At 60.6% G+C, this 12106-nt stretch carries 7 protein-coding genes; 6 read left to right on the top strand and 1 reads right to left on the bottom strand.

The window, feature by feature from the left end; translation table 11 throughout:
• The first annotated feature begins 8 nt into the window (after positions 1 to 8).
• From QP968_RS09600 to QP968_RS09580, 5 genes are all read left to right on the top strand, one after another.
• Positions 9 to 476, top strand: coding sequence for a hypothetical protein (locus QP968_RS09600; RefSeq protein WP_284856179.1), 468 nt, complete (start codon positions 9 to 11; stop codon positions 474 to 476).
• Positions 477 to 491: 15 nt separating this feature from the next.
• Positions 492 to 1412: a cutinase family protein gene (locus tag QP968_RS09595; RefSeq protein WP_284856178.1), complete on the top strand. Its 921-nt coding sequence runs from the start codon at positions 492 to 494 to the stop codon at positions 1410 to 1412.
• A gap of 25 nt (positions 1413 to 1437) precedes the next feature.
• On the top strand, positions 1438 to 3264 hold the full coding sequence (locus QP968_RS09590) for a FadD32-like long-chain-fatty-acid--AMP ligase (RefSeq protein ID WP_284856177.1): 1827 nt from the start codon (positions 1438 to 1440) through the stop codon (positions 3262 to 3264).
• Between the two features lie 82 nt (positions 3265 to 3346).
• Complete coding sequence (gene pks13, locus QP968_RS09585) at positions 3347 to 8188, top strand: polyketide synthase Pks13 (protein WP_284856215.1); 4842 nt, start codon at positions 3347 to 3349, stop codon at positions 8186 to 8188.
• Positions 8172 to 9716: an acyl-CoA carboxylase subunit beta gene (locus tag QP968_RS09580; protein WP_284856176.1), complete on the top strand. Its 1545-nt coding sequence runs from the start codon at positions 8172 to 8174 to the stop codon at positions 9714 to 9716. The genes pks13 and QP968_RS09580 overlap by 17 nt, the downstream gene beginning before the upstream one ends.
• Before the next feature lie 188 nt (positions 9717 to 9904).
• On the opposite strand, the gene QP968_RS09575 is transcribed toward QP968_RS09580, so the two are convergent.
• Positions 9905 to 10252, bottom strand: coding sequence for a DUF3054 domain-containing protein (locus tag QP968_RS09575; RefSeq protein WP_284856175.1), 348 nt, complete (start codon positions 10250 to 10252; stop codon positions 9905 to 9907).
• 178 nt (positions 10253 to 10430) lie between these two features.
• On the opposite strand from QP968_RS09575, the gene QP968_RS09570 reads away from it, so the two are divergent.
• Positions 10431 to 12101 carry a vWA domain-containing protein gene (locus tag QP968_RS09570; RefSeq protein WP_284856174.1) on the top strand — a complete coding sequence of 557 codons (1671 nt, stop codon included), beginning with the start codon at positions 10431 to 10433 and terminating at the stop codon, positions 12099 to 12101.
• Positions 12102 to 12106: the final 5 nt, after the last annotated feature.

Genomic DNA, 12106 nt, shown 5'->3' with positions numbered 1-12106 from the left:
CACCTCTTATGCGTAATATCGCAGTAGCACTGTCCCTCGCCGTGGCTGGTTTGACGTTGGCTGCGTGTGGTGGGACGACCGTCGATAGTTCTGATGTGACCGCAACCCCGAGTGCGGTGACGAGTTCTGCGACGAGTACCGCGTCCACCACCACGAGCACGAAGCCGAGCGAGAAGCGCCCGGAGGATGATGCTCTGGAGAATGAAGGTGCTGCGAGCGAGGTCTCTGATTTCCCGGAGAACACCGCGAAGCGTCCTCCAGAGCAGGAGGCTTACCTGGAAGCTCTACGGGAAGGTGGAGTGAAAATTGAAGGGAACGAAGATCAACTTTTAGCTACCGCCGGTACGTTGTGCGGTGGTGAAACTATCACTCGTGACGCGGTGGCTGGTCAGCTCATTGAGCAGCAGCGCACTGAACTGGACCATGAGCAGCTGATCAAGCTTATCGACGACGCCGCGCACGCCAACCTCTGCTAGTTAGGAGGCGCGCACGTGCGCACCCGCAAAGTCCTTACTCTTGTTACTGCCCTGTTTGTTGTGGGTGTCATCGCCTTCGGTGCGGTGAAGTGGCTCGGGCCAGACGGTGGTCCGATTGATGAGGTCCTGCCACCAGGCCCAGGGGAGCCTGATGAGCCCGCATGGTGCCCGGCGGTGGAGGTTATCTCCGCGCCGGGCACGTGGGAGTCATCCAAGGATGATGATCCGTTTAATCCGCAGGCAAACCCGCTGAGCTTCATGCTTTCCATTACGCAGCCACTGCAGGAACAGTACGACATCAATGATGTGCGTGTGTGGACGTTGCCGTACACGGCACAGTTCAAGTCTGTGCAGTCCCGCGGTGAGATGAGCTATGACGATTCGCGTAATGAGGGCACGGAGAGACTCAAGGCTGAACTGAAGTTCGTGGCGGACACGTGCGCTTCAACTCAATTCATCTTGGCTGGGTTCTCCCAGGGAGCGGTCATTGTTGGTGATATTGCCAATGAGATCGGACGTGATGTCGGTGTGGTCAGTCCGGAGCGCATCGCCGGTGTGGTGATGATCGCGGATGGACGCCGCGAGAACGCGGTGGGCATCAACCCCGGTGTGGAACTCGGCGGTGTGGGTGCGGAGATCGCCCTGCACCCCTTGAACCGCATTGTGCAGGCAGTTGTGCCTGGCGCCACCATGCGGGGTGTGCGTGAAGGTGGCTTCGGTGTCCTGAATGATCGAGCCATTGAGATTTGTGCCCCGGATGACAGCATCTGCGATGCACCGCCAAACGTGGTGGATGCGCTGGGTCGAGCACAAGATTTGGTGAACGCGAATGGTGTGCACGCCATGTACGCATCCAACCCAAACGTGATTCCTGGCACCACAGCGAACGCATGGACCGTAGAGTGGATTCGACAGCGCATCGCTGAAGTTAGTTAGCCACAACAAAAGGAGCGGAAGAAGTATGGATCTCGAGCAACTGCTCTACCAGTTCTATGACGACGACAAGATTGACCTGCCGCCGGAGCTCTCGCTCTACCAGCTGTGCGAAATGCTCTACCAGGGCAGTGCGGAGATGGGTACGGGCGACCTGCACCAGATGCGCTACTGGGATTTCTCCGAATCGCGTGAAGGCACCCCGGTGGACTTCACCCGTGAAGAGGTAATCACCCGCATCAAGGCTGTGGCAGCCCGCCTGCAGCAGACCGGCGCGCCGGGGGACCGTGTGGCCATCTTGGCGGCGAATTCCCCGGAGTACATCTTTGCCTTCATGGGTGCCGTGTACGCCGATCAGGTGCCGGTGCCACTGTATGACCCGAATGAGCCGGGCCACGATGAGCAGCTGCGTTCCGTCATGGCTGACTGTGGTGCGAAGACGGTCCTGACCAACAACGTGGGTGCCAAGGCTGTCCGCGAGTTCTTCGCGGAGGTGCCTAAGCCGGAGCGCCCGCGCATTCTCGTGGTTGATTCCCTGCCGGATTCCCTCGCGGACGCGTGGACGCCGCCGGAGGAGCGGGAAGACATTGACCCGGTGAACCAGGTGGCGTTCCTGCAGTACACCTCCGGCTCTACGCGTTTGCCGGCGGGTGTTGTGCTGACCAACCGGTCGATCCTGACCAACGTTCTGCAGATTTATGATGCAGCGGAACTGAAAATGCCGCTGCGTCTGTCCACGTGGCTGCCACTGCACCACGATATGGGCATCATCCTCACCGTGTTCGTGACCATCATGGGTATCGAGTTCGAGCTGATGAGCCCGCGTGACTTCATCCAGCAGCCGAAGCGCTGGATGGACCAGATGACTTTCCGTGAAGGCGATGAAGACCAGTTCACCTACACCGTTGTGCCGAACTTCGCGCTGGATCTGGCGGCACGATACGCCACGCCGGAGAACGCCGAAGACTATGACTTCAGCCAGGTAGACGGCATTATCGTCGGCTCCGAGCCGGTCACGCGCGCTGCCGTGGAAAGCTTCGTGGAGGCATTTGCCCCATCCAAGCTGGACCCGCTGGCGCTGCGCCCGTCCTATGGTCTGGCAGAAGCCACCCTCATCGTGTCCACCCCGCAGACCGAGGAGCGCCCGCTGTTCAAGTACTTTGACCGCGAGCAGGTCGGCGAAGGCAAGATCGTGGAAGTCTCCGCGGGTGATGCGTCCGGTATCGCGTTCGCTTCCAATGGGCAGCCGGTGCCGGATATGGCGGTGGCGGTGGTGGATCCCTCGACAAGCAATGAGGTGCCGGAAGGAACCATCGGTGAGCTGTGGATCCACGGCGACAACGTGGCGGTGGGGTATGAAGGCCGCGAGGACGAGACACTGCAGACTTTCCGCAACACTCTTGGTCAGCGCCTGGCTGAAGGTTCCACCGTGCCGGAAGACACGCCGAATGATGGGTGGCTGGCTACCGGTGACCTGGTGTCACTCTATGAGGGACACCTGTACATCACTGGCCGCGTGAAGGATCTCATTGTCATTGCCGGCCGTAACCACTACCCGCAGGACATTGAAGCCACCGTCATGGAGGCCAGCGATCATGTGCGCCCTGATTCGGTGGCAGCATTCGCTGTCCCGGGTGAGGATGTGGAGAAGCTGGTGCTGCTGGTTGAACGCGTTGAAGGCGCTGACCCGACTGCCGATGCACTCGCCGAGGACGCGATCCGCGGTGCGGTGAGCAGCAAACACGGCATCAGCCCGGAAGAAGTGCGCTTCTACGCCCCGAATGAGATCGCGCGATCCTCCTCCGGCAAGATTGCCCGACAGGTTAATCGAAAGAAGTATTTGGCTAACGGTTAACCTTGACCGTCCGATACATAACTGGATTGCCCTGTTCAATTTTTTTAACGGTATTCACTAGGAAGGACCTGTGGCACAGACGATGACCGAGGCAGAACTGATCACCTGGTTGCGGCAGTGGATTTCAGATGCCACTGGAACCAGTGTTGATGAGGTAGACCCAGCTGCACCTTTGGAGAACCTGGGGCTGTCCTCCCGCGATGTCATCGTCTTGTCCGGTGAACTGGAGAACCTGCTGGATATCAAACTGGACCCCACGGTGGCGTACCAGTTCCCCACGGTGGAGGCGCTCGCGCATGGTTTGCTGGCGGGTACCGGCCTGTCCGGTGAGGCCAAGCCGGTGAGCACTCGCCGCGCCACGGATAGCTCTGGGGACATTGCTGTGGTGGGTCGCGCTGGCCGCTTCCCCAAGGCAGCCAACCCGGATGAACTGTGGGACCTGTTTGTCACCGGCCAGTGCGTCACGGGTGATGTGCCGGAAGGCCGCTGGTCCGAGTACCTCGGTGACCCGGTGATGGCCAAGAAGATGGAGGAGCAGAACGTCCAGGGTGGCTACCTGGATGACATCCGCACCTTTGATAATGAGTTCTTTGGTCTGTCCCCATTGGAAGCCACCAATATGGACCCGCAGCAGCGCATCATGTTGGAACTGGCGTGGGAGGCACTCGAAGATGCCAACCTGCCGGCCAGTGATCTGTGCGGGGAATCCGTCGGTGTCTTCGTAGGCTCCTCCTCGAATGATTACGGCATGTTGATCACCTCCGACCCGGCGTCGGCGCACCCGTATGCACTGACGGGTACAGCGAGCTCCATCATTCCGAACCGTATTTCCTACGCCTTCGACTTCCGCGGCCCAAGCATGAACGTGGACACCGCGTGCTCCTCTTCCCTGGTTGCAGTGCATCATGCCGTGCGCGCACTGCGCGATGGGGAAACGGATGTCGCCTTGGCCGGTGGCGTGAACATCATGGCCTCGCCGTTTATCTCCACTGCTTTCTCCGAGCTGGGCGTGATTAGCCCGACTGGCAAAATCAGCGCGTTTTCGGATGATGCGGATGGTTTTGTGCGTGCGGAGGCCGCCGGCTTCATCGTGCTCAAGCGCGTTGAGGACGCGATTGCGGATGGGGATGACGTGCTGGCCGTGATCAAGGGTTCGGCCACGAACTCGGATGGCCACTCCAATGGTCTGACCGCCCCGAACCCGGAAGCACAGGTGGATGTGCTGCGTCGCGCGTACGCGGATGCTGGTGTGGATCCGGCAACGGTGGACCTGGTGGAGGCCCACGGCACGGGAACCGCCCTAGGTGATCCGATTGAGGCCACCGCCCTGGGTGAGGTCTTGGGTTCCGGCGCTGGCCGCCCGGATTCGGAGCCACTGCTGCTGGGGTCGGCGAAGTCCACCATCGGCCACGCTGAATCCGCCGCTGGTGTTGTGGCCATGATCAAGGTCATCGATGCGCTCAAGCACGACACGGTTCCGCCGACTGCTAATTTCACCGCGCCGAACAGGTATGTGGACTTTGATGCGCAGTCTATTGAGATCGTGGAAGATCCCCGCGAGTGGCCGCAGTACTCCGGCCGCCGCACCGCTGGTGTGTCCGGTTTCGGCTTCGGTGGCACGAATGCACACGTAGTGCTCAGCGACTTTGATGCGTCGGACTACAAGGTCGAGGCTGACACGCCATCTGCACTGATTGATCCGGAGAACCCGGACCTTGTTCTGCTGCCGGTGTCTGGCCTGTTGCCCTCGCGTCGCCGGGATATGGCGGGCGTGGTGGAAGAGGCGCTGGAGAAAACCGGCGCGAAGACGGATCTGCGCGCAGTGGCCCGCACGCTGGCTGGCCGCAACCATGGCCGTTCACGCGCCGTGGTCACCGCATCCACCCTGGAAGAAGCCACCAAGCGCATGGGCTACGTCGCCCAGGGTAAGAACACGCAGGGCGTGTACTCCGCTGATAGCCCGGCGGCCGCTGGCCCGGTGTTCGTCTACTCCGGTTTTGGTTCGCAGCACCGCAAGATGGCCAAACGCCTAGTAGAGGTCTCCCCGCTGTTCCGCGAGCGCATCCAGGAGCTGGACAAGGTCGTTGCCTTTGAATCCGGTTGGTCCATGATGGACCTCATTCTTGATGATGAGCAGACGTATGACACCGAAACCGGCCAAGTCACCATCACCGCCATTCAAATCGCAGTGACAGATCTTCTGGCTAGCTACGGCATCACCCCGGCTGCCACGATGGGCATGTCCATGGGCGAGATGGCCGCGGCATATGCCGCCGGTGGCCTGTCCGCCGAGGACGCACTCACCATCGCCTGCGCTCGCGCCCGCCTCATGGGTGAGGGGGAGAAGCAGGTGGCTGGCACCGATGCAGAAGGTGCCATGGCCGTGGTGGAGTTGAGCAGGGAGCAGTTGACGGAGTTCGTCGACAAGCATCCCGAAGCTGTCGGCGTTGAGCCCGCGGTATACGCGGGTCCGGGCATGACCACCGTGGGTGGGCCCGGCAAGGCCGTGGATTACCTGGTGGCGGCGCTGGAAGCGGAAGAGAAATTCGCGCGCAAGCTGCAGGTTCGCGGTGCTGGCCACACGAGTATGCTTGATCCGATCCTGGGTGAGCTGGCCGGCGAGATCGCGGGCATTGAGCCGAAGCCGCTGCGCATCACGCATTTTGGTTCCGTCGACGGCACGCACCGCCCGGGTGAGACCGTGCATGACGTGGACTACTGGATCCGCATGACGCGCCAACCGGTGATGTTCCAGGATGCCACGGAGGCGGCTTTTGCTGCTGATCACACCACGTTGGTGGAGATTTCCCCGAACCCGGTTGCGATCATGGGCATGATGAACACGGCATTCTCCGTGGGCAAGCCGGATGCGCAGCTGCTGTTCTCCTTGAAGCGCAAGGAGAACGAGGTGGCCACGCTGCTGGACCTCGCCGCCAAGCTGTATGTCCAGGGCATGCCGGTGGATCTCGCCGCGATTGCTGGTGCTGGTGCGCGCGCGGATCTGCCGCATACGCAGTTCAAGCGCAATGATCTGTGGACGGATGCTCGCCCCTCCGCGTCGGGTTCCGGCCCGCTGGGTGCGCGCGTCTCGCTTCCTGACGGGACCCTGGCCTACGCCACGCAGGCCGATCAGATTTACTCGGTCATGCAGCTCGTGGAGCTTGCCGCCGGTGAGACGGACCCGAATGCGCGGGTCATCGCTGCGGAGGAGCGCGCCTCCCTGCCCGCCTCGGGCGAGCTCACCACCTTGGTTCGCCGTGGTCTCGGTGGTCTCACCGTCACGGTGCACAGTGGGGAAGCACTCATCGCAGAAGGCTTTGCCACGACTTTGGATCTGGCCAATACTCCCCTCCCCGGCGTGACGGACAACCCCCAGCCCCCGGAAGTGGCCGCCGCACGTGAGCTGGCCGAAGCCGCCCGCGAGTCCGGTGTTCCCGGTGCCGTGGATGTGGAGTCCGTCGTGTGGGATCCCGCCAAGGAAACCGTGGAAGAACGCCTCCGCGCCATCGTGTCTGAGTCCATGGGCTATGACGTGGATGACCTGCCGGTGGAACTGCCACTCATTGACCTGGGCCTGGATTCCCTCATGGGCATGCGCATCAAGAACCGTGTGGAAAACGACTTCCAGATCCCGCCGCTGCAGCTCCAGGCGCTTCGCGACGCCTCCGTGGCCGACGTCATCCACATGGTTGAAGACGCCGTGGCAGGCCGGTCAAAGACCGACCTGCCACGGGAAACGGGGGCTGGCCTGGTTGAGCCCGCTGCGCAGGCTCAGCCAGTAGAAACAGAGGTAGAGCAGCCAGGGGCTGACCAGCCCGCTACCGGCGTGGGTGTCGCCCCGCGCGATGCCTCTGAGCGCATGGTCTTTGGTGCGTGGGCGAAGTACGCCGGTGCGGCCGCTGCTGGTGTGACCTCGCCGCTGCCAAAGATCGATGAGAACGTGGCCGGTGAGATCGCCGCGCACCTGACGGAGCGCTCCGGCATCGAGGTGACCGCGCAGCAGGTGCTGGACGCAGACACCTTGGAGCCGCTGGCCAACGTGGTGCGTGAAGGGCTGGAAACCGCTGTGGAGGGCAACGTCCGCGTGCTGCGCGCACGCACGGATGAGACCACGCCGTCGGTGTTCCTTTTCCACCCGGCTGGTGGTTCGACCGTGGTGTACGAACCGCTGACGCGTCGCCTGGCGGACAACGTTCCGGTGTACGGCCTGGAGCGTCTCGAAGGCAGCCTCGAGGAGCGTGCCGCGGCCTACATCGAGGACATCGTGGAACTCGCCGCAGGCCAGCCGATCGTGCTGGCTGGCTGGTCCTTCGGTGGTGCCCTGGCCTATGAGGTGGCGCACCAGCTGCAAAACCGCGCCAGCTCCGGGGCCGGCGAGGACACCCCGGAGGTGAAATTCATCGCACTGCTGGATACCACCCAGCCGCGGAACCCAACGCCGAATACCCCGGAGGACGTCCGCGCACGCTGGGAGCGCTACGCCGCTTTTGCCAAGGAGACGTACGGCCTCGATTTTGAGGTGCCCTACGAGCTGCTGGACACCGCTGGTGAGGATGCGCTGCTGACCATGCTGGGTGAATTCCTGGCCACCACGGACGCCTCGGCGCACGGCCTGTCCGCCGGTGTGCTGGAGCACCAGCGCGCTAGCTTCGTGGACAACCAGATCTTGGGCAAGGTGGATTTGACCAAGTGGGCTGATGTTGACGTGCCGGTGTTGCTCTTCCGCGCGGAGGGTATGCACGAAGGTGCGATTATGCTGGAGCCTGCTTACGCAGATATTGCACCGGACGGCGGCTGGGCCGCCATCGTGGAAGATTTGACCATCGTGCAGCTGCCGGGTGATCACTTGGCGGTTGTGGATGAGCCGGCGGTGGGGATCGTCGGCAAGCATATGCAGGAGTGGATTAATGGCAACGACCGCTGAAAAACTCGCTGAACTGCGCGACCGTTTAGAGCGCGCGCAGGATCCGGGCTCAGAGCGCGCGCGGAAGAAGCGTGATGATGCTGGGCAAACCACGCCGCGTCAACGCATTAATGCGCTTCTGGACGAAGGGTCCTTCGTCGAGTCCGGCGCCCTCGCCCGCACCCCCGGCGACCCGGATGCTGTGTACTCCGACGGTGTTGTGACTGGTTATGGCCGCATCGATGGCCGCCCGGTGGCCATTTACGCGCACGATAAGACCGTGTACGGCGGCTCCGTCGGCGTGACCTTTGGCCGCAAGGTCGTGGATGTGATGGAGATGGCCATCAAGATCGGCTGCCCCGTCATTGGTATTCAGGATTCCGGTGGCGCGCGTATTCAGGACGCGGTGACTTCTCTGGCCATGTACTCGGAGATTGCCCGCCGTCAGCTGCCACTGTCTGGCCGTTCCCCGCAGATCTCCATCATGCTGGGTAAATCCGCTGGTGGCGCGGTGTATGCGCCGGTGACCACGGACTTCATTGTTGCTGTTGAAGGCCAGGCGGAGATGTATGTCACCGGCCCAGCCGTGATCCGTGAGGTGACCGGTGAGAATATTTCCTCCGCTGAGCTCGGCGGCGCGCTGCAGCAGGAGCAGAACGGCAACGTCTCCGTCACCGTGCAGTCTGAAGATGAGGCGTTTGATTTTGTCCGCGACCTGCTCGCACACCTTCCCACCAGCTCTTTTGATGAGCCGCCGGTGGCATGGGCGCCGGCGGACGAGGACCTGGATGATTCTGCTTTGGATGAGTTCATGCCGGATGACACAAACGCCGGCTACGACATGATGGACCTGCTGGTCCAGCTGGGTGATGATGAGGAGATCCTGGAAATCCAGGAGAACTACGCCCCGAACCTCATCTGCGCCATTGGGCGTATCGACGGCCGCCCGGTCGGCTTCGTAGCCAACAACCCTATGCATTTCGCTGGATGTATTGATGCGGACGCCGCGGACAAGGGCGCGCGCTTCATTCAGATCTGTGATGCGTACAACCTGCCGCTCATCTTCGTGGTGGACACCCCGGGCTATCTGCCGGGCGTGGACCAGGAGAAGGTCGGCCTTATTCACCGTGGTGCCAAGCTGGCGTTCTCCGTGGTGGAGGCAACGGTACCGAAGATCGCTCTCATTGTCCGCAAGGCCTACGGCGGTGCTTACGCCGTGATGGGTTCGAAGAACCTGACGGGTGACCTGAACTTCGCGTGGCCGACCGCGCAGATCGCCGTCATGGGTTCTGCTGCTGCTGCCGTGATGATTCAGGGTAAGCAGCTGGCCACCATTGAGGATGAGAACCAGCGCGCCTACATGAAGAAGGTGTTCATGGACTTCTACGAGGAGAACATGACCTCCCCGTACGTGGCCACCGAACGCGGTTACTTGGATGCGATGATCCAGCCGTCAGAGACCCGCTTGACCTTGCGCCGAGCTCTACGTCAGCTATCCACCAAGTACGACCGGGATCTGCCGAAGAAGCACGCCATTCACCCGCTGTAGCCAGCCGGTTGTAACAAGCTGCGCTTCAGTGGCGATACTTGAATCGTTAGAGGAAATACACTTCGACCCCCTGGGAGGACCCCATGCTCAGCAGTGCATTGGACATCGGCGCCGAAATTATCAACTACATCGTCTGGGTTGTTCAGTCGATTGCCTCCGGCAAGTTGCCGTTCTAATCAGCGGTTAACCTACCGCTTGATCAGGCGCGCAATACCGCGCCACCCCAACATCAGCAGCGCCGACATCACACTGGCTACGAGAATGAAGGACCAGTGCGGCAGCTGCTGATTTCTTATTGCCCAGAAAATTAAACCGGTAGCCACGGTGATGAGCCAGATGGCCCAACCTTTAGCTTCCTTCAGAGCAAACAGCGCCACTGCCCACGCCAGCGCCACGCCGAGCAAGAACGGCCGCAGGGTGTTGAGCCAGCCGGTAAAGTTCAGCGGCATCTCATCAGTCTGGTGTGCAATGCGCGCAAACAATGCGAACAGTGCAATGGCAACAACGTCGAGCGTGATAGCGGTGGAGTTCTTCATGGCCCCAGAATAGCCCGCGCCCCTTCCCGCGATGACAGGTACGTCGTCCCCGAAAGGGTGTCAGCTGGGGGTAGGGAGGCTGCTCATGCGCGATATTCATTGCACCGGAATGCAACGGTATCTAATGTTGAGTCCATAGCCCTTTAGGTAGTTTCTCAGAGTTTTGGGAGTCATTTCCATGAAGTCATTACATCGGGTGCGCCCACAGTGGCTGCTGGTCACCCTGATCACCATCCTGGCGTTGGTTGCCAGCGTTCTAGTGGCAACGCCCCGCGCATCTGCCGCGCCGGTCGATGCCGGCCATGCCATCGCGGCTAACCCGCCACTTCCGGAGCGTTGCGGTGGCCTGAGCATGGCGCTTGTGTTTGATGTTTCTGGTTCGATCGGTCCTCAGGGCCTAGCGCAGTCGAAGGAGGCTGGCAAGGCTGTCGTTGATGCATTGAAGGATACGGATACCCAGATTGGCATTTACAACTTTGCGACGGATTCTCCGGCAAAGGGGCAGCAAAACCTAGACAAGACCCCTGCCTCTGAGCAGGAGACTCTGAACGATCACATCGACAAACTTGCGATTCCATCGAATGGTGCTGACAGGTACACCAACTGGCAGAAGGCATTGAGTGAGGTCCAAGGTAAGGATTACACGGTCGTCTACCTGATCACTGATGGTCAACCGAATAAGCATGGCGACGGTTCGGGTGGCGGAGTGAAGTCCGCAGTTCAAACCGCGGTGGAGGCTGCTAACAGCCTGAAGAATGCCGGTACTCGGGTTGTTCCGCTGGCTGTTGGTAAAGCAGTGCAGCCGGGTACGGATGCCGCCACCTACTTGGGTTACATCTCTGGTGATGATGACTGGATTCCAGTTACTCAGTACACCGAGTTGTCGGCGACGCTCGTGGAGCAAGCGACTAAGGGTTGCCAGGGTGTGATCAATATTGAGAAGAACTTTGTGAATAAGCGTGGCAAGGTTGTTGAGCCGACGGCTCCGGCGACGAAGTCTGGTTGGAAGTTCTCTATTGAGGATGCGAAGGCTGATGATGCGGGTAAGAAGATCGTGGCTCTTGATGAGGGGGCTGTAGTCACTGATGAGTCTGGTGCTGCGGTTCTTCGTTACCGTACGTCGAATCCGAATACTGTGGGCACTGTGACGGTGGCTGAGGCTAATGGTGAGCCGAAGAGTGTTAAGTGCACTGATTCTGGTGTTGCTGTTGATGTGACGCTGGAGGGTGGCAAGTTCACTGTTCCGGCGAAGACTGGTTCTGAGTTGTCGTGCACGGTGTCTAACTTGGATGAGAATGCGCCTGGTTCTTCGGGTGATGGTTCCAGTGATGATCCGATTACTGAGCGTTGTTTGCCGGCTGTTGGTGGTGTGATTAGTGCGCTGCTGTTGTCGTTGCCGTTGATTGCGTTGGGTAATGCGAAGGCGCCGGGCATTATGGCGGTGCAGGAGAGTATTGGTAAGCAGATTCAGGAGGCGAACTCCAGGATTCAGCAGGGTACGGGTATCTACAATGAGGATGCTTCGCGGTTTGCTGCGCAGGTTGATGGTCAGTTGAAGGCTTTTGCTTACAACAATCAGGATGCGTTGAAGGTTCTGGGTACGTTGGCTGCTCTTGCTGGTGCTGCTGGTTTGCTGTGGGCGTTCTGTGCTCCTGGTTCTGGTAGTTCCGGTAACCAGATCACTGTTGGTGATGCGTTGGAGAATCTGAGTAGTTCGAAGAAGTCGGATGAGGAATCGACTCCGGAGGAGGGCTCTGGCTCTAAGGGGTCTAGTTCCAAGTCTGGTTCTTCGGCTAAGCCTGAAGATGAAAAGGAAGATGCTCAGGAGGATGTTGCTTCGGCGGCGTAGTTCTT

This window comes from Corynebacterium sp. MSK041 (assembly GCF_030232265.1).
GTDB lineage: Bacteria > Actinomycetota > Actinomycetes > Mycobacteriales > Mycobacteriaceae > Corynebacterium.
Note: the sequence above shows the minus strand (reverse complement) of the source record. Positions and strands in the feature narration are given on the sequence as shown.

What these genes read in the sequence shown, in the direction of transcription:
- QP968_RS09600 (WP_284856179.1), top strand. Translation starts at nt 9, where the DNA reads ATGCGTAATATCGCAGTAGCACTGTCCCTCGCCGTGGCTGGTTTGACG.
- QP968_RS09590 (WP_284856177.1), top strand. Translation starts at nt 1,438, where the DNA reads ATGGATCTCGAGCAACTGCTCTACCAGTTCTATGACGACGACAAGATT.
- QP968_RS09580 (WP_284856176.1), top strand. Translation starts at nt 8,172, where the DNA reads ATGGCAACGACCGCTGAAAAACTCGCTGAACTGCGCGACCGTTTAGAG.
- QP968_RS09575 (WP_284856175.1), bottom strand. Translation starts at nt 10,252, where the DNA reads ATGAAGAACTCCACCGCTATCACGCTCGACGTTGTTGCCATTGCACTG.
- QP968_RS09570 (WP_284856174.1), top strand. Translation starts at nt 10,431, where the DNA reads ATGAAGTCATTACATCGGGTGCGCCCACAGTGGCTGCTGGTCACCCTG.
- pks13 (WP_284856215.1), top strand. Translation starts at nt 3,347, where the DNA reads ATGACCGAGGCAGAACTGATCACCTGGTTGCGGCAGTGGATTTCAGAT.